Here is a 22,125-nt window from a genome sequence, read left to right as displayed (position 1 = left end):
AACCGCGGTTAAGGTCAAGACTTGCCCCTGAACCGCGGTTGAGGCGCTGAGCTGCCGCCGTGAAGACGGCAAGAGTTCTGCCTGTGGTCCTCGTCGGCGTGGTGCTGGTCGCCCTGTCGATCTCCGGTACGGCGGTCGCGCTGCCCAGCATCGGCGCCGACCTCGGCGCTGCCGGATCGCCGCTCAACTGGGTGGTTGCCGGATACAACCTCGCCTTCGCCGCGATCACCCTGGCCGCGGGTACGGCCGCCGACCGGCTCGGGCGGCGCCGGGTCTTCGTGACCGCCGCGACCGTGTTCGCCGCGGGCTTCCTCGGCACCGCGCTGAGTCCGTCGATTGCTCTCGCCGACGTCGCCCGGAACCGGGCCTTCGCGCTGATGGGGACGATGGCGGGCATCGGGATCGCGACCGGGCCGACGTTGTCCGGACTGCTGATCACCGCCACCGGCTGGCGCGGCAGCTTCGTCGTCTTTGCGGTCGTCGGAGTCCTGGTCGCGCTCGCTGCGACCCGGGTACCCGAGTCGCGCTCTCCGGGCGGCGCCACCGACCGGATCGGCAGCCTGCTGTTCGTCCTGGCGCTGACGCTGCTGATGTACGCCGTCCTCGAGGCGCCGGCCCGCGGCTGGACCGACCCGGTCGTCCTCGGGGCCCTGATCGCCGGCCTGCTCGCGCTGCCCGCGTTCGCGCTCGTCCAGCGACGCAGCCCGAACCCGGTCCTGTCGCCCGTACTGGTGGCGAACCGCGCGTTTCTCGGGTGGAGCCTGGCCACGCTCACGACCTCGATCGGGTTCCTCGGCGTCCTGGTGTTCCTGCCGACCTACCTGCAGGCGACCGGGATGAGTGCCGCGGCCGCGGGACTTGCCATGTTGTTGCTTACCGCACCTGTCCTGGTCTGTCCTATGGTGGCTGTGACGCTTGTGAACAAGGGTGTTTCGGCTCGTGTGCTGATCCTCGTGGCGCTTGCATTGGTTGTGGTTGGCAATTTGTTGCTTCGGCCGGAGCGCACGGGCGTGGCGGTCGCCGTACCGTTGCTGCTGATCGGGGCCGGCATGGGTGCCTCGTTCGGCATCACCGACGGGCAGGCGATGAGCCTGGTCCCGGCGGACGCGGTCGGGATGGCGGCCGGATTCCTGAACACGCTGCGCGGCGCCGCCGAGGCGCTCGTGATCGCCGGGATGCCGAGCTGGCCGCGTTCACCGGCTCCTGGCACGCCACTCAGCTCGCGGTCAGCGCTGTCTGCCTGGTGTCGAGCGTCGCCGTGGCTGCCCTCATTCTGCGGGCGGACACCGGGGCTGACACCGTGTAGGTGGCGTGTCAGGTGCGTGTCAGGGCGGCCGCTGAAGGTGTTCCCATGACAACTTCGGCGATCGCGGTCGCAGGACTGCGCAAGGCATTCGGTGACAAGACCGTGCTCGACGGCATCGACTTCGATGTTCCCGCGGGCACCGTCTTCGCGCTGTTGGGTCCGAACGGGGCCGGCAAGACCACGACGGTGCATGTTCTGACCACACTCATCAAGGCCGACGGCGGTACGGTCCGGGTCGCCGGGCACGACGTCGCGAGCGGGGCCAAGGCGGTCCGGTCCGCGATCGGCGTCACCGGGCAGTTCGCGGCCGTCGACGAACTGCTCACCGGGCGCGAGAACCTCCAGCTGATGGTGGACCTGAGCCCGGTCACGGCCGACAAGAGGATTGTCGACAATCTGCTGGAGCGCTTCGAGCTGACGGAGGCGGCCGACAAGACCGCGGCGACGTACTCCGGCGGCATGCGCCGCAAGCTCGACCTGGCGATGACGCTGGTCGGCGGCCCGCAGATCATCTTCCTGGACGAGCCGACCACGGGTCTGGACCCACGCAGCCGGCGGACCATGTGGACGATCATCCGCGAACTGCTGGCCGACGGCGTGACGATCTTCCTCACCACCCAGTACCTCGACGAGGCCGACCAGCTGGCCGACCGGATCGCCGTCCTCGACAAGGGCCGGCTGGTTGCCCAGGGCACCCCGGACGAGCTGAAACGGCAGCTGCCCGGCACCCACGTCCGGTTCCGCTTCGACTCGGCCGCGGACCTGGACGCGGCCGCCCGGATCTTCCCGGACGCGACCCGCGACGACGACGCGCTCGCGCTGCGGGTCCCGAGCGACGGCGGTACCCGGTCCGTCCGCGGCCTGCTCGACCGCCTCGACGAGTACGCGCTGAACGCCGGCGAGTTCTCCGTCAACACCCCTGATCTCGACGACGTCTTCCTGGCCCTGACCGGCCACGACACCACGGAGGTAGTAGCGAAATGAAGAACCCCTCGATGGTGATGCTGCGCCGCAACCTCAAGCACATCGCCCGGAACCCGACGTCGGTGTTCAACGCGGTCCTGATGCCGGTCGTCGTGATGCTGATGTTCGTCTACATGCTCGGCGACGCGTTCAGCGTCGGCGTCCCGTACGTCGACTACGCGACACCCGGCATGCTCCTGCTGGCGGTCTGCTACGGACTCGGCGCGGTCGCGACCGCGGTGAACTCCGACATGACCAAGGGCATCATCAACCGGTTCAAAGTGATGGACGTGCCGCGCGGCGCGGTCCTCACCGGGCACGTGATCGCCAGCGTGCTGACCAACCTGATCGCGATCGCCGCGATCATCGGGGTCGCGTTCGCGCTCGGGTTCGACCCGTCGGCGAGCTTCGCGCAGTGGCTCGGCGTGATCGGTCTCGTCGTACTGCTCGGTGTCGCGACCGCGTGGCTGACCGTCGCGCTGGGGCTGTTCGCGAAGAGCCCGGAGACCGCCGGTCTCGCCTCGGTACCGCTGGTGATGCTGCCGTTCTTCAGCAGCGCGATCGTGCCGGCCGACAAGATGGGGCCGGGCGTGAAGCAGTTCGCGCAGTACCAGCCGTTCACGCCGATCATCGAGTCGCTGCGCGGGCTGCTGAACGGCGCACCGCACACCGGCGACCTGATCGCGGCGTTCGCCTGGTGCCTCGGGATCGCGGTTGTCGGCTACGTCTGGGCGACCTCGACGTTCAAGAAGCGAGCGTGACCTCGACCAGCTGCTGCCAGCTCGCCTCCCGGCCCGCGTCGGACGCCTCGGTGAACTTCGTGTCACCGAGGCGCCGGCGCGTTTCCTGCTCGATCCGCTCGACCGTCGGGTTCGACCGGTCCGCCAGCCCGCGGACCGCAGTACTTGCCCCGAGCAACTGTGCGGCCCGCTCGTCCGCGCCGGTCCGCAGCGCGAGGTCCGCGATCCCGACCAGCATCTGCGCGATCCCCGGCAGGTGCCCGCCCTCGACCGCCGCCTGGTACGCCGCGCTCCGGTGCGCCCGGACCTCCTCCGGATCGGTCGCCAGGTAGCCGAGCCGGTCCTCGATGGTGGCCCGCAGGTTCGCGCGCTCCGCTTCGCGGCCGAGCAACGTCGTCGCCTGTGTGAGCTGCCGGCGCGCCTCCGCCAGGTCACCCTTCCAGTGCGCGAGCTCCGCCTTGCACAGCGCGAGCTCGACCAGCGCCTCCGGCCAGGCGACCCGCTCGGCCTTGCGCTGCGCCTCGGCCATCGCCGCCGCGCTCGCGTCCTCGTTGCCGGCCAGCCAGTACAGCTGCGCCTGCCGCGACCGCATCCGGACCACGTCCTCGGTCGCGCCGACCTCCGCCGCGACCGCGATCGCCTGCTCGTAGTACTCGCAGGCGTCGGTGAAGTCACCGCGCACCGCCACCCGGTCCGCCAGTTCGGTCAGCGCGAACGACATACCCCAGCGCTCACCGATCGCCCGGAACTCCTCCGCCGCGGTCGCGAGCGCCCGATCCGCGCCCTGGTCGCCGTCGCCGAGCATGATCCGCATCTTGCCGGTCTGCAGCCGCGCCAGCGCCCGGACCCACGGATCGTCGTCGGTCAGCAGCTGCTCGAACGCGGTCACGAACTGGTCCGGCCCGTCCAGCAGCCGTTCCAGCGCCTGCGACATCGTCACCGCCGGATGCGGGTTGTCGATCCGCCGGCTGATCTCGGCCGCCTTCCGGATCCAGTCCTCCGCGTCGTACTCGTCGCGACCGCGGCCGGACGTCATGATCCCGGTGACGAACGCGTACACCACGGCCCGCGTCTCGTCCGGTACCTCGCCCGGCAGCGCGGGCGCCGCGAGCAGGAACTCGTTGCCCTCGACCTTGTGCCCGGCGAACCACCAGTACCAGCCCGCCCCGGCGGCGAGCCGCATCGCGCCGACGGCCTCGCCCGCGGCCAGCGCGCCCCGCATCGCGGCGGCGATGTTGTCGTGGTCGGGCTCCAGCGTCGCCAGCCATTCCAGCTGTTCCGTACGTCGCAGGTGCGGGTCCGCGGTCTCGATCAGCTCGGTGAAGTAGGCCAGATGCGTACGGCGGGTCCGCTCGGTCTCGCCCGCCTCGTCGAGCCGTTGCTGCGCGTACTCCTTGATCGTGCCGAGCAACCGGTACCGCTGATCGCCCTTCGTCACGACCAGCGACTTCTCGGTCAACGCCGTCAGCAGATCGAGGACCTCCCACGCCTCGACGTCGTCGCCGGCGCAGACCTGCTCGGCTGCCTCCAGGCTCGCGCCGCCCGCGAACACGGCCAGCCGGCGCAGTACCGACCGCTCCGCGTCGGACAGCAGTTCCCAGCTCCAGTCGACCACAGCGCGGAGCGTGCGGTGCCGGGGGAGCGCCGTACGGCTGCCGCCGGTGAGCAGCCTGAACCGGTCGTCGAGCCGGTTCGCCAGCTGCTCGAGCGACATCGTCCGCAACCGCGCCGCGGCCAGCTCGATCGCCAGCGGCATCCCGTCCAGCGCACGGCAGATCCGCGCCATCGTCACCGGGTCCGACGCGAGATCCGCGCGGACGGCGCTCGCCCGGTCCTGCAGCAGCCGGACCGCCGGGGACGCGTCGATCTCGGCCGGATCCGCCGCCTCCGTTGGGAGCTCCAACGGTACGACGGCCCACAACGCCTCGCCGGTGATCCCGAGCGGCTCCCGGCTGGTGGCCAGCACCCGAAGCCGCGGGCACTCGCCGAGCACCCGGTGCGCGAACTTCGCCGCCGACTCGATCACGTGCTCGCAGTTGTCCAGGATCAGCAGCATCGACCGCTCCCGGACGGCCGCGATCACCCGATCCGTCGGGTCCGCCTCCGGTACGTCGCCGAGCAGCGCGTCCCGCAGCGCCAGCGCGCCGAGCGTCGCCTGCGCCACGTCCCCGTCGGCGCCGATCGCGGCCAGCTCGACCATCCACGCGCCGTCGGGGAGGTCCCGCAGCATCGTCCGGGCGGTCTCGGTCGCGAGCCGGGTCTTGCCCGAGCCGCCCGGTCCGATCAGGCTCGTCAGCCGGTGCCCGGCGACCAGGTCGCGGACCGCCGCGATGTCCGCGTCCTTGCCGACGTACGTCGTGAGCTCCTCGCGGAGGTTCGTGTTGCGCCGCTCGTCCCGGCGGACCAGCTCGCCGCGGAGCAGCGCGACGTGCAGCGCGGACAGCTCCGGCGACGGGTCGACGCCGAGCTCGTCGGCGAGGATCTCGCGGGTCCGCTCGTACACGCGAAGCGCCTCGGTGTCGCGGCCGGAGGCGACCAGCGCGCGCATCAGGGCGGCGACCAGGCGCTCGCGGACCGGGTGCGCGGCGACCAGGTCGGTCAGCTCGGAGACGAGTTCGGAGCCGTTGCCGAGCGTGATCTCGGCGTCGTACCGATCCTCCAGCGCGGCCAGGCGGAGGCCGTCGAGGCGGGTGACCGCGGCGTCGAACGCGCCGCTCTCGGTCAGGCCGATGTCCTGCATCGCGGGCCCGCGCCAGAGCCCGAGCGCCTCGCGGAGAAGGTGGACGGCCTGCACGTTCTGGTCGGTGCGGGCGCGGGTCAGCAGGCGCTCGAAGCGGAGCGCGTCGACGTCGTTCGGGTCCAGTTGCAGACGGTAACCGTCCGTATGCCCTTCGACCGGCAGCAGCTTGCGCAGCCGGGAGACCAGGCGCTGCAGCGCGTTCGCGGCGTCCGCCGGCGGCTGCTCACCCCAGATCCAGTCGACCAGCGTCGCCTTCGGAACCACCCGCCCCGCATCGAGCGCCAGCGCGATCAGCAACCCCCGCAACCGCGCGCCCGGCACGTCGACGACGTCCCCGCCATCGCCCCGCACCTCGAACGACCCCAGCATCCCGATCCACACCCACCAGATCTTGCCACGCGCTCAGGGACGAACCTCCTGCACGGCGGCAATCACCAGCTCCGGTACGTCGACCTGCAGGTAATGCCCCGACTCCGGAACCACCTGATGCCTGCCCTTGCACTCGGCGGCGAGCCGCTCCTGCGCGGCGATCACCCGCGGCGTCCACTCGGCCAGCCGTTCCTTGGTAGCCGTCAGCAACACGACCGGAAGCCCCGTCCACACACCCCGCTCCCGCCGGGCCCGCAGCTCCCCAAGACTGCCGACAATCATCGGGAACTCCTCGAGGTAGGTGAACAACCGCTCATCACCCACGAGATAGGAGAGACAGACTCCAACCAGGTCGGGGCGCCCGGATGCGCCGTCCGTCCACGCGTCGGCGGCTCCGCCGCCCTGCCCCGCGTTGGTGGACAGGCTTCGGCTGACATCTTCTGCCAGTTCATGAGCTGCTTTTGTTAGTTCTTCGTAGCGGGTGTCGGCTGCCGGGGGCTTGGTTCGGTCCGGGGGCTGGATCGGCTCCATCTCGTCCCAGTACGACTCGTGGGACGGGTCGAGCAGCACCAGGCCGTGGATCAGGTCAGGTCGTTCCCACGTCGCGTACTGCGCCAGCAGTCCACCCCAGCTGTGGCCGACCAGTACCGCCGGGCCGACCGCGGCGAGTAGTGCAACGAGGTCGTCGACCTGCTGGCCGACGCTGAGCGGGGCGGGATCGCTCAGGCCGTACCCGGCCCGGTCGTACGCGATCACCCGGTGGTCGCGCGCCAGTTCGCGGAACACCGCGGCGTACGCCGCCACGGGCGACATCGCCCCGGCCTCGAGTACTACCGGCGTACCGCTCCCGGCCTCGACCCAGCGCAGCATCCGGCCGCCGCCGCGGTCCAGCTCCCGTCGGGCCAGGCCACCGCCGACCAGCACACCGAACGCTTCGGCCACCCGATCGACCATGGGATCCGGCATGGTCAGCCGATCGCCTTCTTGACGAGGGCGACGATCTGCTTCTCGAGCGCCGGCGTCAGGCGGTTCAGCGCGTACGAGGTCGGCCACATGTCACCGTCGTCCAGCTGGGCCTTGTCGCTGAAGCCGAGCGTCGCGTAGCGGTACTTGAACTTCGCCGCGTCCTGGAAGAAGCAGATCAGCTTGCCGTTCAGCGCCCAGCCGGGCATGCCGTACCAGAGCTTCGGGCTGAGCTCGGGCGCCGCCGCGAGGATCAGCTCGTTCAGCCGCTCGGCGATCTCCCGGTCCGCGTCGGCCATTCCGGCGATCTTCTCGGCCTGGGCGACGGCCGGGTCGACGGTGCTCTTCAGCTCCTTCGCGTGTTCCTTCATCGCGTCCTGCTCGGCCTTGGTGAAACCACTGTAGGACTTCTTCTTCGTGGTCGCCATCGGAGTGCCTCTCGGTTCGTCGTCGTTGCTCAGAACATTAGGAGCCGCGGCACTCCGGGCGCTTCTCGAATTCTGATTGATCCGGACGTGACCGCGATCACGTCACGAATCGACGGGGCCGCCCGGTCAGGTGGGCAGGACAACGAGGAGGCAGACATGAAGGCAGTCCTGACCCGCGGCGCCGGCGCCGAACGGCTCGGCGCGGCACCGAACAACACCTGGCTGATCGCCGACGCGGAGCACACCGGCGGGGTGATGAACGTCGTCCGGACCACGCTCGGCCCCGGCGTGGACGGTCCGCCGCCGCATTTCCACCAGGAGTCGCCGGAGATGTTCTACCTGCTCGACGGCGCGCTCCGCATCCTGGCCGGCGACGAGGTACTGACCGTGACGAAGGGCGACTACCTGCTGGTGCCGCCGCTGATGCACCACGCGTGGGGTACGCCGCTGGAGACCGGTGCCGACGTACTGATCGTCAAGGCTCCCGGGAACAGCCGCTTCGAGTACTTCCGGCTCGGCGACCGGATCCGGCGCGGCGAGGCGTCGCCGGACGAGGTCCTCGCGACCGCGGACCGGTTCGACAATCATTTTGTTGACAATCCGACGTGGCGCCAGGAACTCGCCGAGCGCGCGGGGGAGCGACAGCGGATCGTCGCGTTCCCGGAGGGATGAATGACAATCGGGGTTGTGGACGACGTCGCGGAGTTCGAGCAGCAGCGGCCCCGGCTGTTCGGGATCGCGTACCGGATGCTCGGCGAGGCGAGCGAGGCCGAGGATGTGGTGCAGGACGCGTACCTGCGCTGGTCCCGGCGGGCCGAGGTGGCGAGGCCGGCCGCCTGGCTGACCACGGTCGTCACCAACCTGTGCCTGAACCGGCTGACCTCGGCCCGGGCCTGGCGGGAGCGGTACGTCGGCCCCTGGCTGCCGGAGCCGGTTGCCACCGGCAATGACCCGGCGGAGGCCGTGGAGCTGAAGGACACGGTGTCGCTCGGATTCCTGGTACTGCTGGAGAAACTGACGCCGCCGGAGCGCGCGGTGTTCGTCCTGCGGGAGGCGTTCGGGTACCCGCACCGGGACAGTGCGGCGGTGCTCGGCGTCGACGAGGCGCACGCGCGCCAGCTGTACCGGCGCGCGCTCGCCCGGGTCGGGGACGCGCACCGCCGGTTCGAGGCGCGGCCCGCGGACGGGTCGCGGCTGGTGGCGCGATTCATCGCGGCGACCGTCGACGGCGACGTGAAGGCACTGGAGGCAATGCTGTCGGCCGACGCCGCGATCTGGGCCGACGGCGGCGACAAGGCGATCGCCGCCCGCGAGCCGATCTTCGGCCGGTCGAACGCCGCGCACTACCTGGCCGGCCTGGCCGCCGGTCCGCGCGCAGTGACCGCCTCGTTCGATGTGCGGATTGTCAACAATGCACCGGCCGTCGTCGTCCGCGAGTCCGGCGCGCTGACCGCCGTACTCGTCCCGGAGCTCCACGACGGTGCCATCGCCACGATCCGCGCCGTTCTGAACCCCGACAAGCTGGCGTACCTGCGCGGCCAACTAGATTGACGGCGTGTACGACGACTTCCCGGCCGAGCTGACCACCGAACGCCTGTCGCTGCGGCGCTGGCGGCCGTCCGACGCCGAGGACTACCGCGCGCTGTGGGCCGAACGCGACCACCGCGCCCTCCGCCGGATCGATGCCGACGGCAACCCGACGGTCGAGGAGATCCGCGGCTGGCTGACCGCCAACCCGCTCGCCGCGGATCCCGGGCTGGGCCTGCTCCCGATCGAGCTGCGCAGTACCGGCGAATTCCTCGGGTACTGCGGCCTCACGGTCGGCAACGCGACGTACGACGAACCCGAGATCGCGTACGAGCTCGCCCAACGCACCCACGGAAACGGCTACGCCACCGAGGCGGCCCGCGCCGTACTCGAAGCCGCCGCCCGGACCGGCCGCAAACGCCTCTGGGCAACCGTCCGCGAATGGAACGCCCCGTCGTTCCGCGTCCTCGAAAAACTCGGCTTCAAACACAGCGGCCGGGTGACCGAAGACGCGGACCGCGGCAACTCGATCTGGATGACCCGCCGCCTGGATCAGGTGTAGAGACAGAACGGGTGGCCGGCCGGGTCGATCAACACCCGGACGTTCGCCTGCGGCTGGGACTCGGCGAGCGTGGCACCGAGCTCGAGCGCGTGCTCGACGGCAGCCGCCAGGTCCCCGACCTCGATGTCGAGATGCATCATCATCTGCTGCCGTCCCGCGGCCGCCGGCCAGACCGGCCGCTCCCACGGTGCAGACGTCTGTGGCTGGAAGGCCAGGTAGGTCTCGGAGTTGCCCGGCACAGCCAGCACGAACTCGTTCGGCTCGTTGTGGTGGATCTCCCAGCCGAGCACCTGGTGGTAGAACAGGCCGAGCGCCTGCGGATCCGGTGCGTCGATCACCGTTCCGAACCAGTGCCCCTTCGCGGTTCGTCCTCTGAGCATCGGTGTACCTCCTTCTCAGGTGACACTAGGGGAGTGGACCGACACAGTGATCTTGCGGCCGATGGTGAGCCGGAGAAAGAGTTCAATCCCGGGATCGCCGCTCGGATGCCCCGGAAGACGGCGGCCGGTGGGGCGCTGATCCGTGATGTCGCCGGGCGGATTCTGTTTCTGGAGCCGACCTACAAGCCGACGCTTGATATCCCCGGTGGGATCGTCGAGGAGGATGAGTCGCCGTACGACGCGTGTTGCCGGGAGGTGTCGGAGGAGATCGGGCTCGAGTTGCCGATCGGGCCGCTTCTGGTCGTCGACTGGATCCCGGCGCAGGGGCCGTGGTCCGATGCGCTCGCGTTCGTGTTCGACGGTGGTGTCCTCGACGCCCCGACGCTCACGCTCGACCCGGCCGAGGCGCGCGCCTACCACTTCCTGACTCTCGACGAGGCCGCTCCGCACCTCCGGCCCTCGATGACCCGCCGTCTCGCCGCGGCCGAACACGCCCTGACCACCGGCTGCCCCACCTACACCGACTTCGGCCGGCCCCGATGATGCCGTACGTCGCGAAGCAGAACCTCACGATGATCGCCGTCGACGACGTCCTCGAAGCCAACGCCGTCCGCGCGGTCACGGAGGGCCTCAACTACCGGACCACCGTCCACTGGACCGGTTCCCGCGCCGAGCCCGGCAAGCTCACCGCCGCCGACGCCCGCCTCACCGGCAAGACGATCATCAACCTGGGCTGCGACACCAACGCCCTCGCCTCGGCGTTCCACACCGCCGGCGTCGCGCACTACATCGCCCCGACCGGTGCCCCGGACGGCACCGCCGCGCTCGCCTTCGTCACCAACCTGCTCTTCCTCCGCACGTACGACGTCCCGCTCCCCGAAGCCGTCCACCGCGCCGCGAGCTTCCACCCGGAATGCGAGCAGTTCGTGTTGACCTAGCCCACAGCTCGCCAGAAGGCACAGTGATGGGTTGTGTCGAGATCGACCCAGCTGTCCCGCGGAGCGAACTGGTAGGCCAGCGGCTGGCTTGCCCTCGGCGTGCCACTCCAAGCGAACGTCGCCCACGCGCGGATGAACCGGTCGCCCACCGCACGCTGCGCACGGGTGAGCGGGATCGCCGGATCCGGGAACGTGTACGCGACGTCCGACCCATGCGGCGTCGACGGCCGCGGTACGTCGGTGCCGTCGATCGTCGGAGCCTCCGGATCCGCGAACAGGTACGTCGAGGTCGGCGCCGTCCGCGCGTACACCCGCTGCGCCTCGGCGGTACGGCAGATCCAGTTGCGATCCGAGTAGATGTGGCCCAGAGCAACAATCGGCGACGCGTACCGGCGCAGCGGATACTCACGTTCGACGGCTGCCGCGTGCGCGCCGAAGCTGGAACGGACGAGCTGCCGGTACGTCGCCGCCGTCGCCCCCGGGTACGCCGGAAGGATCCAGCTCAGGTGCTCGTCGGCGGTATTGCCGGCCAGCACCGGGACCCGGCGAGCCCACGCGGCGCGCAGGTGCGTACCCGGCGCCTGCGGGACGGTCGGCGTACCGATCGACAGCAGCCCGAACTGGCTCGTCAACGGCACGAGCCGTTCCGCCGGCAGACGGCGCAGGCAGGCGAGGGCGGTCCGTACGTCGCTGCAGCCCAGCGATTTCGCGGCGGCGATCCCCATCGCGTCGGTCGCCGCACGGTCGTTCCAGGTGCTGACCTCGACGGGGACGCGGCTGTCCACCGAGTACGGCGCGTACGTCGTCGTACACGAGCCGCTCGAGATGATCGCCTTCGCGAACAGGCCCGCGGCGGCCGGGGACGCGAGCTGGGTGCAGGTGCTCATGCCGCCGGCCGATTCGCCGGACAGCGTGACGTTGGCGGGGTCGCCGCCGAACGCGCGGATGTTCCGCTGGACCCAGCGGAGCGCGGCGAGCTGGTCCTGCAGGCCGAGGTTCACCTCCGGCATGCCGGGAAGCGCCAGGTTGCCGAAGATGCCCAGGCGGTAGTTGGGCGTCACTACGACGACGTCGCCGAGGACAGCCATCCGGCGGGCGTCGAGGTACGAGCCGCTGGCTTGCACGAAGCCGCCGCCGTGGAGGTACACGATCACCGGCCGTGGCCGGCTGGCCGGCCGGCGGGGTGCGGTCACGTTGAGGTAGAGGCAGTCCTCGCTGGCTTTCGCACCTGGCTCGAGCGTTGCCGGGTCCTGTTCGCAGACCGCACCTGGGGTGGTCGCTGCTCGGACGCCCTTCCAGCGCGCGGCCGGGCGGGGGAGGTTCCAACGAGTGGCTTGGGCGAACGGTACGCCGAGGAAGCGGACGCTCGACGAGTCCTCGACACCACGTAAGGCCCCCTCCGCAACGCGGACCGTCGGTGTCGAGGGGAGTGCGGACGAGGGCGGGGACGTGGCGAAGAGCAGGGCGGTGGCGGCGGCCAGTGGGACGAGCCGTCGGGTGATCATTCGCTCGTCCGGCGGGCGCCGGCTACCGCGCCGAGGGCCAGGCCGATGACGACCAGCGCGAGGTCAGCGACGAGGGCACCGGTGAAGCCGCCGGGGAGCCAGTTCATCAGGCCGCGGTTGTCGTGGTCGATCAGCAGCCGGATCGCGCCTTGGCCGCCGATCGCCAGCACCACCATCCCCACCACCAGTAGGCCGGTCCACATGACAGTGCTCCTCTCCGAGATTGTTGATGCGATCGCACCATAGCATGTTTTGGTACGATCGCATCAAGAACTGGAGGCGGGCATGGCGAGCGAGGAGCGCAAGGCGCGCCGGCGGCGGCAGATCGCGGAGGCGGTGTGGCAGCTGGCCGAGCGGGAGGGGCTCGAGGCGGTCACCCTCCGGCAGGTCGCCGACGAGGCCGGCGTCTCGATGCGGCTCGTGCAGTACTACTTCGGCAACCGGACGGCGCTCCTGCTCGCGGCGCTCGAGATCCTCAATGCCGATGCCGAGGCGACCGCCCAGCAGCGCATCGGCGCCCTGGGCAACGACATTCCGCCCCGCGAACTGGTCCGGGCGATCCTGCTGGAACTGCTGCCGTTCGACGAGGACCGCCGCCGCCGGTACCTGGTCCAGTCGGCGTACTTCGTCCGCTTCCTCACCGATCCGCAACTGCGGGAGATCGCCCGGACCACGGACCCCGCGCTGGAGTCGCTGCTCGCGTCGATCCTGAGCGCGGACCCCGCGATCGCGGCCGGCGACGCGTTCGCGGACGCGGAGCTGCTGATCGCGTTCGCGTTCGGTCTGCAGGCGGAGATGCTGCTCGGCCAGGTCGACGAGGAGCACGCCCTGCGGATGCTCGACCGCATCCTCGAGCGGGTCCTCGGCCCGGCGCACTAGTTCGTCGCGGTTGACCTCAACCATGGTTCAGGTTCTAGGTCGGAGGCCTGTCGAGTTGAGGTGGTGTCGGGAATGCGCGTCGCTCGCGTGCGGGAGTTCGGTGGGCCCGAGGTGCTGGAGGCCGTGGAAGCGCCTCGACCGGAGGCCGTGGCCGGTCAGGTCGTGATCGGCGTCGAGGCGGCCGAGGTGCTGTTCCTGGATACCCAGCTGCGGGCGGGCTGGGGACAGGAGCACTTCACGCTCGAGCCGCCGTTCGTGCCCGGAGCCGGTGTCGCCGGCGTGGTGCGCTCGGTGGGCGCCGGCGTCGACGCGGCCTGGATCGGTGAACGGGTGATCGCCGGCACCGGCGGCGTGGGAACCTACAAGGTGGCGGGTACGCCGAGCAGGTCGCCGTACCGGTGACGGAAGTGTTCGCGGTGCCGGACGGCGTGGAGCTCGGAGTGGCGCTGGCGGCGTTGCACGACGGGGCGACGGCGCTCGCGCAGCTTGAGCGAGGCGCCGTGGTGGCGGGTGAGCGCGCGTTGGTGACGGCCGCCGCGGGCAGCCTCGGCAGCTGGTTGATCCCGTTGCTCTCAGCAACTGGTGCGACAGCGGTGGCCGCCGCCCGTGGCGCGGCCAAGCTGCAGCGCGCGAAGGAACTCGGTGCGGCCGGTTCCTCGGGTACGGCGCGGCGAGTGGTGAGTTCACCGCGCCGGCCGAGGCTCGCGACGACGTGACGCTGATCGGGATCTTTCAGCCGGATCCGGGCGAGTGGCGGGAGCTGACCCGCCGGGCGCTCGACGAACTGGCGCAGTACCGGATCTCGCCCACCGTCGGGCAGACCTTCCCCCTGTCGGCCGCAGCAGCAGCGCATGCCGCGATCGAGGCCCGCCGGACGGTCGGCAAGACGCTGCTGCTGCCCTGACCGCGTCAGGAGAACTTGAGCCGGACGATGACGTTGTCGATGGTCGACGGCGTACCGCCGTTCTTGTCGTTGTTGGTGGAGGTCAGCCAGAGGCCGCCGTCGGGGGTGTGGGTGACGCTGCGCAGACGGCCCCAGCGGCCGGAGAAGACGGCCTGGGGTGTGCCGACTCCGGTGCCGGCCGCGTTGATCTTCGTGACCCAGAGCTGTTCGCCGGTGACGCCGGCGATGTAGATCCAGTCGTTGACGATCGCGATGCCGCTCGGCCCGGCCTGGGAGGTCGGCCAGGTGCGCTTCGGGGCGATGTAGCCGCCGCAGTCGCCGATGGTGCCTTCGCAGGCGGGCCAGCCGTAGTTGCCGCCCTTCTGGATCAGGTTGAGTTCGTCCTGGCTGTTCTCGCCGAACTCGGACGCCCACAGCTGACCGCGCGAGTCCCAGGCGAGGCCCTGCGGGTTGCGGTGGCCCCAGCTCCAGACGTACCGGGCGTTGCCGCCACTGCTGTAGAACGGGTTGTCGGACGGCGGCGTGCCGTCGGGGTTCATCCGCAGGATCTTGCCGTTCAGCGAGTTCTTGTTCTGCGCGTTGCCCGAATTCTTGGCGTCACCAACGGTCGCGTACAGCTTCCCGTCCGGGCCGAACGCGATCCGCCCGCCGTTGTGATACCGGTTCTTCGCCAGCCCGGTGAGCACCGGCGAGGAGGTGGTGGCGAGCTTCCCGTTCTCGTACTTCATCCGCACGATCCGGTTGTCGCCGGACGCCGTGTGGTAGAAGTACACCCAGTGGTCGGTCGCGAAGTCCGGCGACAGCGCGACCCCGAGCAGGCCGCCCTCGCCGTCGGTCGTCACCACGCCGGGCACCTTCCCGAGCGTCGTCTTCTGCCCGCTCGGTGTCACCCGCAGTACCTCGAACCGGTCCCGCTCGGTGACCAGCGCGGACCCGTCCGGCAGGAACGCGACGCTCCACCCGAGGTCGACCTTCGCGATGTCCTTGTCGTATGCCGGGATCCCGCCGCTGCCGGTCGCCGACGTACGGACCGTGACCGCGTTGCTCGCCGCCGACGCGTTCCCGTCCGGGTCGCGGGCCTTGACCGTGAACGTGTAGTCGGTGTTCGCGGTCAGCCCGGTCACCGTCGTGGTCAGCGAACCCGTCGACGCGACCTTCGTCGACCCTTGATAGACGTCGTACGCCGCGATGCTGCCGCTGTTGTCGGTGGACGCGGTCCACGCCAGCGACACGCTGTTCGCGGTGAGACCGGTCGAATGCAGGTTCCCCGGGACCGTCGGCGGCTGCGTGTCGCCGCTCCCGGGCGTGCTGAACGTGACCACGTTGCTCTGCTGCGAAGCGTTGCCCGCGGCATCGAACGCGCCGACCGAGATGTCGTACGACGTGTTCGGCGTCAACGTGTCCACGGTTCCGGACAAGGTGTTGCCGTCGACAACCTTCAGGACGTTGCCGCCGCGGTTGATCTCGTACCGGACCACGCCGACGTCGTCGGTGGCCGCGGTCCAGTGGAACGTCGCGGCGTTCGGCTTCAGGTCGCTGACGGTCAGGTTCCCGGGCGCCGACGGGGGCGTGCTGTCGTCGGAGGTCGGCGTCACGGTCAGCTTGTCGGCGTTCGGGCCGCCGTCGGCGCTGGTCGCGCGGGCGCGGATCTTGTTCGTCCCGGCGGTCAGTTGCAGGCGGACGGTCTTGGTCTTCCAGGTCGTCCACGCGCCGGTGCCGGGGAACGTGATGCCGACGGCGCCGGGCTGCCCGTTGACGGTGAAGTCCAGCGGGCGGGTGGCCGACGTACCGTTCGCGTACCGCAGCGTGACGTCGGCCGGGCCGGCGGGTGCGGTCACGGTCCACTCGACGTACCCGCCGGCGAGGTTGTCGTAGTTGACGAAGCCGGTGCCGGTGAACCCGGTGTGGTTGGACTCGACGACGCCTTGCGAGATGGTCGCGTCCTCGGCCTGGTAGTCGGTGGAGGCGGCGGTGGCGGATGGTGGCGCGGTCAGGGTGAGCGCGCCGGCGGCGAGTGCGATCGCTGCCGCGAGCAGGCGGGATGTCATGCGGGTCTCCTGGTGATTCGGGGCGGAGGAGCTGCAGTGACTATTAGGAAAGCTTCCTAATGATTGTCTGTCAACAGCGTGGGACCGCCAGGCCATCACAATGACGCCGCTCCCGGCACGACGAGCGTGCCGGGAGCGGCTGCGGTGCGATTGTGATGGGCCGGGGGTCCGGGTCTACCCCGTCGTCGCCAGGACGGTCGGGCGGTACAGCGTGAGCCCGTCGTCGCCGACCACGGCGACCCGGATGGACTCCGGCGTGGAGTCCTGGTGCGGTACGGCGAACACGGCGGTCGCGCGCAGGCCGTCGTAGTTGGCGGCGTAGCTCACGAACCGCCAGTCGTCGTCGTCCCAGTAGTCGTGGATGTCGGAACGCAGCAACCCGTCGACCGCGCGGTACGCCGGGCTGAGCAGGACCCGCCGCTGGGTGGCGGCGAGCGGGGTGTCGTCGGACGCGGTGCCGGCGTACGGGTGGCTGAGCCGGATCCGGAACCGGCGTAGCGGGAGCAGCCAGTACCGGTCGAGCTCCGCCGACAGCATCGCGAACGCTGCCGCCTCGACGACCAGGACGAGCAGCGCCGTACCCGCCGACCACCAGCCGGTGGTGGCGAACGTCGCCGCGACCGATGTTGCCAGGAGCAACGAGGCGCGGGCGATCGCACGGTATCCGACGGGTTTCGCGGACTTTCCGGCGCAGCCGCAGGAGGCCTCCGGTACGACGACCTTCGAGTAGATCAGGAAGCCGACGAAGCCGGTGGACAGTGCGACAGCGGCGAAGGCCTCGATCGCCCAGAAGGGTGGTAGGAGCAGCGCGAGGGCGATCACTGCCTCGAGGGCCGCCACGGACAGATAGGCGGGTTTGGCGCGGGACTGGCCCACGAGTCGGGGGAGGGCTGTACGGTCTGCCTCGCCGGGGGATCTGAACTTGGCGTAGGCCGACCAGAGGAGTATCAAGCCGATCAGCAGCGGCTGTGCGGTACTCATGTCAGTTCGAGGTGTAGATGGTGGCGACGTCGATCTCGTTGGTGCCCGGTCGCCAGGCGCCGATCACCTGGGCGTGCCGGCCGACCTTGAGCATCGACAGGTCCGAGACCGCGGGCGTTCCGTTGTACACGGCGGCCGTCGTGCCGGACTGCAGATGTCCGACGACCTTCTGCCCGTGGTGGTCGAACCCCACGCCGGTGCGGCTGATCGACGTGATCGCGACGGTCAGGTTCACGATGTTCACCCAGATCGCCTCGGCCGCGAGGATCCCGTCCGGCAGCAGTACGCCGCGCGCGTACAGACCGTCGCCGATCTTCGCCTGGTCAATGGTGGTCGGGCGGAGCTTCCAGACACTGGTGACACCGGTCAACTGGATCCGGTGCAGCCGGCCGTCGGATCCCTTGACCTGCAGGAGATCCTGGTTCCGGCCGGTGATCAGGCCCTCGGCGAAGTTCGGGTCCGGCTGCCCCGGGTCGGGGTACTGCGTGCCGGCCGCGAACGCGGTCTCCGGTGCGAGCGAGCCCATCGCGGTGGCGGCGATCAGGCCGGTCGCGCCGAGGGCGGCGCGGGACAGGAGTGAGCGGCGGTCCATCGTTGCGGTCATCCGAATCACTCCTCAGCCGACGTCGATGTTCGCGGGGATCAGACCGGCGCTCAGGCTCGCGATCGACGAGAACGCGGCCGGAGTGAGGTCGAGCAGGCGGTTCGCGGCGCACGTGCCGCCGCAGCAGGCACGTTCGCCGCAGAACAGGTCGGTCTGCGGACCGCAGTCCGCGATCGAGGTGACGACCCGTTTTCCGTTGCACAGGTTGGTGGTGGCGTGTTTGAACCCGCACGTCCGCCGGGTCATCCCGGTGAATCCGCAGGTGTCCGGATGGGTGATCGCGTAGCACGCGTCCGACGTGTTCGGCCACGCGTGCTGGAAGTTCCCCGAGTTACAGGTTCCGCAAGCGCCGTGCCCGGTGCTCGCGCAGGGTCCCCATGCGTTTCCGCAACAGAACCACGATGCTTCGCCGTTGAATCCGGCCATGACAGTTCCTCCTAGGCCTAGGGGGCGGACAAAGACCTACAGAAACTCTTTGTACTCCGATCCGGCGAAATGTCCCAGGGCTCATCGAGGAAACGGAAACTTTTTGCCTACTGTTCGGTCTTCAGCTCCTGCCCGCGGAGCAGGAACCACGCGGCCACCGCGGTCGCCAGCAGAACGACCGCACCGACGCCCGCCGCGATCGCGACCCCGTGCGCGAACGCTTCCCGGGCCGCGTCGAGCAGCTCGCCCGCGACCGCCGGCGGGAGTTGGGCAGCCGCCTCGACGGCCCCGCCCAGCGATTCGTGCGCGGCCGTCGGCGTACCGGCCGGTCCCTCGAAGTTCCGGTAGATCCCGGTGACGATCGACCCGAGCACCGCGATGCCGAGCGCCGTACCGAGCTCGTACGCCGTCTCCGACACCGCGCTCGCCGCACCGGCCTGCTCCTTCGGTACGGCGGACAGGATCACGTCGGCCGTCACCGTGAACGAGAACCCGGCGCCCGCGCCGACGACGAGCAGCGCCGCACCGAGCAAGGGGTACCCGGTCGTCTGGCTGATCGTGGTGAGCGAGGCGAGCGCCAGCCCGATCGCGGCCAGCCCGCCCGCGACGACGGCGCGTACCGAGAACCGGCGCGCCACCTGCCCGGCGAGCAGCCCCGCGACGACCGACCCGATCGCGGCCGGCAACTCCGCGAGCCCGGCCTCGATCGGCCGCCGCTCCTGCACGAGCTGCAGGTACTGCGACAGGAAGAAGATCAGCCCGGACAACCCGAGGATCGTGAGCAGATCGGCGAGTACGGCGCTGCTGAAGCCCCGGCTGCGGAACAGGCTCAGGTCCAGCAACGGGATCGGGAGCCGCCGCTGCCGCCGGACGAATCCGTACAACGCCAGCAGCCCGACGACACCCGCCGCGACCGGCGCCCAGGCGAACCCGTGCGCCGCGAACTCCTTGATCGCGTAGACGACGCCGATCATCCCGACCATCGACAGCACGACGCTGACCAGGTCCCACGGACCCGGCTCCGGGTTCCGCGACTCGGGCAGCAGCTTCGCGCCGACGACCACCAGGACAGCCATCACCGGCAGGTTGATCAGGAACACCGAGCCCCACCAGAAGTTCTCCAGCAGTACGCCGCCGACGATCGGGCCGATCGCCATTCCGGCGGACGCGGCCGCGCCCCAGATGCCGATCGCGAGACTGCGCTCACGCGGGTCGTGGAAGAGGTTGCGGATCAGCGCCAGCGTGGCCGGCATCAGCGTCGCGCCGGCGACCCCGAGCAGGGCGCGCGCGACGATCATCAGCTCGGCCGAGTTCGCGTACGCGTTCAGCACCGAGATCGCGCCGAACGCGGTCGCGCCGATCAGCAGGATCCGCTTCCGGCCGATCCGGTCGCCGAGGCTGCCCATCGACACCAGCAGGCCGGCGAGCACGAACGAGTACGCGTCGCCGATCCACAGCAACTGGGTCGACGACGGCTTCAGGTCCTCGGACAGGAACGGCGTGGCCAGGCCGAGGACGGTCGCGTCGACCGCGACCAGCAGGACCGCCAGCACCAGCACGGCCAGCGCGAACCAGCGGCCCGAGCGGGTACGGGTGTCTGCTTGCTGCTTCATGTCTGTTCTCTCCGTATTGCTCCGCCGAGCAGCAGCTCGGCGATGTTCGTGGTGAAGTCCTTCGGGGCCACCCGGCCCTCGCAGATGGCCCAGGCGGCGGAGACCAGCAGGCCGTACAGCGCCTCGGTCATCCACACCGGGCTGAGGTCGATCCGGAACTCGCCGGTCTCCTGGCCGCGCCGGAACAGCGCGACCAGTTGCGCGTCCAGCCGGGCCCAGCCCGCGTTCTGCTCGTCGCCCTCGAAGAGCTGGTTCTCGGAGTACAGGAACGCGAGCAGTCCGGCGGCCGGCTCGAGCTCGCGCACCAGGCGGCGGACGGCGTCCGCGACCGGGCCGTCGTCGACCGCGGCGCGCGTCGCGGCCGACTCGCACTCGGCGATGCCGAGGTTCTCGAGCGCCCGGACCAGCGCGTCCCGCCCGGCGAACTGCCGGTTCAGCGTCGCGCGGCTGATCCCGGCGGCCCGGGCGACCTCGTCCATGGTCGCGGTGGACTTCCGCATCAGCAGGGTCGCGGCGGCGCGCAGTACCTGATCTCGATCAACAGTCATGAGACAAGTGTAGCTCATATGAGACATTCATGTCTCATTCTTAGTGTGAAGCTATTGCTGCAGGCAGTATGCGGTATACGGTTGCTGAGAACGCGCCTCGACCTACTACACTGGGCGCGCTTGAGGAGGGGAGTATCCCTCAGCGGCAGCGTCGTCATCACGGGAGGCCTGGACGGCCGAACCGGTGCTGCCGGCCCGATTGATCGTGTTCCACGGTCAGCCGGGTGGGAGAGACCTCCGGACCACGCTGAGGTATGCCGACGTCCGGAGGTTCGTCATGGTTTCCGACATGTCACCGCTTGTCTGGGTGCTGACCATCGTCGGGCTGCTCGCGATCGTCGCGTTCGACCTGGTCGTGATCGCCCGCCGGAACCACACCGTGACGATCAAGGACGCGACGCGGTGGGTGCTGTTCTACGTCGCCCTCGCCGGGTTGTTCGCGGTCGGGCTGTTCGTGTTCAGCCCGGGGCAGTCGGGCAGCGAGTTCGTTGCCGGGTACATCACGGAGTACAGCCTCAGCGTCGACAACCTGTTCGTGTTCGTGATCATCATGGCGCGGTTCGCCGTACCGGCGCTGGCGCAGGACAAGGTGCTGTACATCGGCATCGTGGTCTCGATGGCGCTCCGGGCGATCTTCATCCTGGCCGGCGCGGCCGCGATCTCGGCGGCCAGCTGGGTGTTCTACATCTTCGGGGCGTTCCTCGTGTACACCGCCGTCCGGCTGGTGCTCGAAGGTGAGAACGACGAGTCCGACTTCCAGGAGAACGCCGTACTGCGGGGTCTGCGCCGGGTGCTCCCGCTGTCGCACGACTACGACGGCTCGAACCTCGTCAGCCGGGCGAGCGGCAAGCGGCAGCTCACCCCGCTGGTGATCGTGATCGCCGCGATCGGAATGGCGAACGTGATCTTTGCGCTCGACTCGATCCCGGCGATCTTCGGCCTCACACAGGACGCCTACATCGTGCTGACCGCCAACGCGTTCGCGCTGATGGGGCTGCGGCAGCTGTACTTCCTGATCGGCGGCCTGCTGGAGCGGATCGTCTACCTGAACGTCGGCCTGTCCGTGATCCTCGCGTTCATCGGCGTCAAGCTGATCATCGAGGCGCTGCACGGCTCGCACATCGACGACATCGGCGCGATCCACCTGCCGCACATCGGCATCCTCACCTCGCTCGGCTTCATCGTCGGCACGCTGTTCGTGACCACCGTCGTCAGCCTGCTCAAGACGTCCCGCGACAACCGCCGCGAAGCCATCCGGGTCAAGGACTGAGCACGCCGCCTTTCCGGAAACTAAACGGCGTCTGGTGCAGGATTCTTTCCGGAAACCTCGGCTGGAGTCGACGTGCCGGTCGGGATCTCGAACAAGGAAACACCGGGAGTCACCAGCGCCGGTCAAACGCTTGCGTGGCGTACAGCTGGGTGCGCGTTCAAGGAGCGGGTACGCATGGTGGAGACGGTGAGACATCACCCGGCGCGTCCGCCTGCGAATTGTCCGACCCCGCTCGGTGATCAGGGGTATCATCGAAACTGCCTGGCCCGGCCGTTCCCCCGTGATGGTCGGGTCAGGTTTTTCCTGCCCGCCGGCGACCGTCGAGTGCCCTCCGGTCCCGTCGCTGCCCCTTGCCCTGTCCCGGTCGCCTTCCTGGTCTTGACATGGGGCGGTGGAGACCGGTTGACTGCCATATAGTTAACAGGAGAAAT

24 protein-coding genes are annotated in these 22,125 nt (G+C 69.9%); 12 read left to right on the top strand and 12 right to left on the bottom strand.

Going from position 1 to position 22,125, the window contains the following annotated elements; translation table 11 throughout:
• Positions 1–59: 59 nt before the first annotated feature.
• The 3 genes from ACXJJ3_RS10060 to ACXJJ3_RS10050 are packed head-to-tail and all read left to right on the top strand — an operon-like array spanning position 60 to position 3,030.
• Positions 60–1,355 (top strand): MFS transporter, encoded by a 1,296-nt coding sequence (locus ACXJJ3_RS10060; RefSeq protein ID WP_458169700.1) that lies wholly within the window; start codon positions 60–62, stop codon positions 1,353–1,355.
• Positions 1,352–2,290 (top strand): ATP-binding cassette domain-containing protein, encoded by a 939-nt coding sequence (locus tag ACXJJ3_RS10055; RefSeq protein WP_458169699.1) that lies wholly within the window; start codon positions 1,352–1,354, stop codon positions 2,288–2,290. Before ACXJJ3_RS10060 ends, ACXJJ3_RS10055 begins: the two co-directional genes overlap by 4 nt.
• On the top strand, positions 2,287–3,030 hold the full coding sequence (locus ACXJJ3_RS10050) for an ABC transporter permease (protein ID WP_427895742.1): 744 nt from the start codon (positions 2,287–2,289) through the stop codon (positions 3,028–3,030). Before ACXJJ3_RS10055 ends, ACXJJ3_RS10050 begins: the two co-directional genes overlap by 4 nt.
• On the opposite strand, the gene ACXJJ3_RS10045 is transcribed toward ACXJJ3_RS10050, so the two are convergent.
• Genes ACXJJ3_RS10045 through ACXJJ3_RS10035 form a run of 3 tightly spaced genes read right to left on the bottom strand, consistent with a single transcriptional unit; the run spans position 3,014 to position 7,509 of the window.
• On the bottom strand, positions 3,014–6,130 hold the full coding sequence (locus ACXJJ3_RS10045; RefSeq protein WP_458169698.1) for a BTAD domain-containing putative transcriptional regulator: 3,117 nt from the start codon (positions 6,128–6,130) through the stop codon (positions 3,014–3,016). The genes ACXJJ3_RS10050 and ACXJJ3_RS10045 overlap by 17 nt on opposite strands.
• A gap of 21 nt (positions 6,131–6,151) precedes the next feature.
• A complete protein-coding gene (locus ACXJJ3_RS10040) occupies positions 6,152–7,084 on the bottom strand; it encodes an alpha/beta hydrolase (RefSeq protein ID WP_458169697.1) in 933 nt (310 codons plus the stop codon).
• Positions 7,085–7,086: 2 nt separating this feature from the next.
• On the bottom strand, positions 7,087–7,509 hold the full coding sequence (locus ACXJJ3_RS10035; protein WP_458169696.1) for an iron chaperone: 423 nt from the start codon (positions 7,507–7,509) through the stop codon (positions 7,087–7,089).
• A gap of 156 nt (positions 7,510–7,665) precedes the next feature.
• Here ACXJJ3_RS10035 and ACXJJ3_RS10030 point away from each other — a divergent pair, with 156 nt between their 5' ends.
• The 3 genes from ACXJJ3_RS10030 to ACXJJ3_RS10020 are packed head-to-tail and all read left to right on the top strand — an operon-like array spanning position 7,666 to position 9,598.
• Positions 7,666–8,181, top strand: a complete 516-nt coding sequence (locus ACXJJ3_RS10030) for a cupin domain-containing protein (protein ID WP_458169695.1) — start codon at positions 7,666–7,668, stop codon at positions 8,179–8,181.
• Positions 8,182–9,060 (top strand): RNA polymerase sigma factor SigJ, encoded by an 879-nt coding sequence (gene sigJ / locus ACXJJ3_RS10025; RefSeq protein ID WP_458169694.1) that lies wholly within the window; start codon positions 8,182–8,184, stop codon positions 9,058–9,060.
• 4 nt (positions 9,061–9,064) lie between these two features.
• On the top strand, positions 9,065–9,598 hold the full coding sequence (locus ACXJJ3_RS10020; protein ID WP_458169693.1) for a GNAT family N-acetyltransferase: 534 nt from the start codon (positions 9,065–9,067) through the stop codon (positions 9,596–9,598).
• On the opposite strand, the gene ACXJJ3_RS10015 is transcribed toward ACXJJ3_RS10020, so the two are convergent.
• A complete protein-coding gene (locus ACXJJ3_RS10015) occupies positions 9,589–9,978 on the bottom strand; it encodes a VOC family protein (protein ID WP_458169692.1) in 390 nt (129 codons plus the stop codon). The genes ACXJJ3_RS10020 and ACXJJ3_RS10015 overlap by 10 nt on opposite strands.
• A gap of 105 nt (positions 9,979–10,083) precedes the next feature.
• Here ACXJJ3_RS10015 and ACXJJ3_RS10010 point away from each other — a divergent pair, with 105 nt between their 5' ends.
• Positions 10,084–10,521, top strand: coding sequence for an NUDIX domain-containing protein (locus tag ACXJJ3_RS10010; protein WP_458169691.1), 438 nt, complete (start codon positions 10,084–10,086; stop codon positions 10,519–10,521).
• Positions 10,518–10,916: a hypothetical protein gene (locus ACXJJ3_RS10005; RefSeq protein ID WP_458169690.1), complete on the top strand. Its 399-nt coding sequence runs from the start codon at positions 10,518–10,520 to the stop codon at positions 10,914–10,916. The genes ACXJJ3_RS10010 and ACXJJ3_RS10005 overlap by 4 nt, the downstream gene beginning before the upstream one ends.
• Here ACXJJ3_RS10005 and ACXJJ3_RS10000 read toward each other — a convergent pair.
• Positions 10,913–12,421: a carboxylesterase/lipase family protein gene (locus tag ACXJJ3_RS10000; RefSeq protein WP_458169689.1), complete on the bottom strand. Its 1,509-nt coding sequence runs from the start codon at positions 12,419–12,421 to the stop codon at positions 10,913–10,915. The genes ACXJJ3_RS10005 and ACXJJ3_RS10000 overlap by 4 nt on opposite strands.
• Entirely contained in the window at positions 12,418–12,624 is a 207-nt protein-coding gene (locus ACXJJ3_RS09995; RefSeq protein ID WP_458169688.1) for a hypothetical protein, read from the bottom strand. Before ACXJJ3_RS09995 ends, ACXJJ3_RS10000 begins: the two co-directional genes overlap by 4 nt.
• Positions 12,625–12,706: 82 nt before the next feature.
• On the opposite strand from ACXJJ3_RS09995, the gene ACXJJ3_RS09990 reads away from it, so the two are divergent.
• From ACXJJ3_RS09990 to ACXJJ3_RS09980, 3 genes are all read left to right on the top strand, one after another.
• The gene (locus ACXJJ3_RS09990; RefSeq protein WP_458169687.1) at positions 12,707–13,300 is read left to right on the top strand and encodes a TetR/AcrR family transcriptional regulator; all 594 of its coding nucleotides are present in this window, start codon (positions 12,707–12,709) and stop codon (positions 13,298–13,300) included.
• A gap of 72 nt (positions 13,301–13,372) precedes the next feature.
• The gene (locus ACXJJ3_RS09985) at positions 13,373–13,702 is read left to right on the top strand and encodes an alcohol dehydrogenase catalytic domain-containing protein (protein WP_458169686.1); all 330 of its coding nucleotides are present in this window, start codon (positions 13,373–13,375) and stop codon (positions 13,700–13,702) included.
• Between the two features lie 151 nt (positions 13,703–13,853).
• Positions 13,854–14,204, top strand: a complete 351-nt coding sequence (locus tag ACXJJ3_RS09980) for a zinc-binding dehydrogenase (protein WP_458171877.1) — start codon at positions 13,854–13,856, stop codon at positions 14,202–14,204.
• Positions 14,205–14,209: 5 nt separating this feature from the next.
• Here ACXJJ3_RS09980 and ACXJJ3_RS09975 read toward each other — a convergent pair whose 3' ends face one another.
• The 6 genes from ACXJJ3_RS09975 to ACXJJ3_RS09950 all read right to left on the bottom strand — a co-directional run bounded on the left by ACXJJ3_RS09975 (position 14,210) and on the right by ACXJJ3_RS09950 (position 20,424).
• Entirely contained in the window at positions 14,210–16,252 is a 2,043-nt protein-coding gene (locus ACXJJ3_RS09975) for a PQQ-dependent sugar dehydrogenase (RefSeq protein ID WP_458169685.1), read from the bottom strand.
• A 174-nt stretch (positions 16,253–16,426) separates the two neighbouring features.
• On the bottom strand, positions 16,427–17,233 hold the full coding sequence (locus ACXJJ3_RS09970) for a MauE/DoxX family redox-associated membrane protein (RefSeq protein WP_458169684.1): 807 nt from the start codon (positions 17,231–17,233) through the stop codon (positions 16,427–16,429).
• Position 17,234: 1 nt separating this feature from the next.
• Positions 17,235–17,837, bottom strand: coding sequence for a cell wall protein (locus ACXJJ3_RS09965; RefSeq protein ID WP_458169683.1), 603 nt, complete (start codon positions 17,835–17,837; stop codon positions 17,235–17,237).
• 12 nt (positions 17,838–17,849) lie between these two features.
• Complete coding sequence (locus ACXJJ3_RS09960; RefSeq protein WP_458169682.1) at positions 17,850–18,083, bottom strand: hypothetical protein; 234 nt, start codon at positions 18,081–18,083, stop codon at positions 17,850–17,852.
• A 287-nt stretch (positions 18,084–18,370) separates the two neighbouring features.
• Positions 18,371–19,876, bottom strand: coding sequence for an MFS transporter (locus ACXJJ3_RS09955; protein ID WP_458169681.1), 1,506 nt, complete (start codon positions 19,874–19,876; stop codon positions 18,371–18,373).
• On the bottom strand, positions 19,873–20,424 hold the full coding sequence (locus ACXJJ3_RS09950) for a TetR/AcrR family transcriptional regulator (protein WP_458169680.1): 552 nt from the start codon (positions 20,422–20,424) through the stop codon (positions 19,873–19,875). The genes ACXJJ3_RS09955 and ACXJJ3_RS09950 overlap by 4 nt, the downstream gene beginning before the upstream one ends.
• Positions 20,425–20,713: 289 nt before the next feature.
• Here ACXJJ3_RS09950 and ACXJJ3_RS09945 point away from each other — a divergent pair, with 289 nt between their 5' ends.
• Positions 20,714–21,694, top strand: coding sequence for a TerC/Alx family metal homeostasis membrane protein (locus ACXJJ3_RS09945; protein WP_458169679.1), 981 nt, complete (start codon positions 20,714–20,716; stop codon positions 21,692–21,694).
• Positions 21,695–22,125: the final 431 nt, after the last annotated feature.

The sequence above is a fragment of the Kribbella sp. WER1 genome (assembly GCF_054189145.1).
This window is presented reverse-complemented; position numbering and strand designations above follow the sequence as displayed.

Bases quoted from the DNA above. Each gene is read 5' to 3' on its own strand.
- sigJ (WP_458169694.1), top strand. From the start codon at position 8,182: ATGACAATCGGGGTTGTGGACGACGTCGCGGAGTTCGAGCAGCAGCGG.
- ACXJJ3_RS10050 (WP_427895742.1), top strand. From the start codon at position 2,287: ATGAAGAACCCCTCGATGGTGATGCTGCGCCGCAACCTCAAGCACATC.
- ACXJJ3_RS09945 (WP_458169679.1), top strand. From the start codon at position 20,714: ATGTCACCGCTTGTCTGGGTGCTGACCATCGTCGGGCTGCTCGCGATC.
- ACXJJ3_RS09950 (WP_458169680.1), bottom strand. From the start codon at position 20,424: ATGACTGTTGATCGAGATCAGGTACTGCGCGCCGCCGCGACCCTGCTG.
- ACXJJ3_RS10010 (WP_458169691.1), top strand. From the start codon at position 10,084: ATGCCCCGGAAGACGGCGGCCGGTGGGGCGCTGATCCGTGATGTCGCC.
- ACXJJ3_RS10055 (WP_458169699.1), top strand. From the start codon at position 1,352: ATGACAACTTCGGCGATCGCGGTCGCAGGACTGCGCAAGGCATTCGGT.
- ACXJJ3_RS09960 (WP_458169682.1), bottom strand. From the start codon at position 18,083: ATGACCCGGCGGACGTGCGGGTTCAAACACGCCACCACCAACCTGTGC.
- ACXJJ3_RS09975 (WP_458169685.1), bottom strand. From the start codon at position 16,252: ATGACATCCCGCCTGCTCGCGGCAGCGATCGCACTCGCCGCCGGCGCG.
- ACXJJ3_RS09985 (WP_458169686.1), top strand. From the start codon at position 13,373: ATGCGCGTCGCTCGCGTGCGGGAGTTCGGTGGGCCCGAGGTGCTGGAG.
- ACXJJ3_RS09955 (WP_458169681.1), bottom strand. From the start codon at position 19,876: ATGAAGCAGCAAGCAGACACCCGTACCCGCTCGGGCCGCTGGTTCGCG.
- ACXJJ3_RS09970 (WP_458169684.1), bottom strand. From the start codon at position 17,233: ATGAGTACCGCACAGCCGCTGCTGATCGGCTTGATACTCCTCTGGTCG.
- ACXJJ3_RS10015 (WP_458169692.1), bottom strand. From the start codon at position 9,978: ATGCTCAGAGGACGAACCGCGAAGGGGCACTGGTTCGGAACGGTGATC.
- ACXJJ3_RS10040 (WP_458169697.1), bottom strand. From the start codon at position 7,084: ATGCCGGATCCCATGGTCGATCGGGTGGCCGAAGCGTTCGGTGTGCTG.
- ACXJJ3_RS09990 (WP_458169687.1), top strand. From the start codon at position 12,707: ATGGCGAGCGAGGAGCGCAAGGCGCGCCGGCGGCGGCAGATCGCGGAG.
- ACXJJ3_RS10005 (WP_458169690.1), top strand. From the start codon at position 10,518: ATGATGCCGTACGTCGCGAAGCAGAACCTCACGATGATCGCCGTCGAC.
- ACXJJ3_RS10030 (WP_458169695.1), top strand. From the start codon at position 7,666: ATGAAGGCAGTCCTGACCCGCGGCGCCGGCGCCGAACGGCTCGGCGCG.
- ACXJJ3_RS10035 (WP_458169696.1), bottom strand. From the start codon at position 7,509: ATGGCGACCACGAAGAAGAAGTCCTACAGTGGTTTCACCAAGGCCGAG.
- ACXJJ3_RS09965 (WP_458169683.1), bottom strand. From the start codon at position 17,837: ATGACCGCAACGATGGACCGCCGCTCACTCCTGTCCCGCGCCGCCCTC.
- ACXJJ3_RS09995 (WP_458169688.1), bottom strand. From the start codon at position 12,624: ATGTGGACCGGCCTACTGGTGGTGGGGATGGTGGTGCTGGCGATCGGC.
- ACXJJ3_RS10000 (WP_458169689.1), bottom strand. From the start codon at position 12,421: ATGATCACCCGACGGCTCGTCCCACTGGCCGCCGCCACCGCCCTGCTC.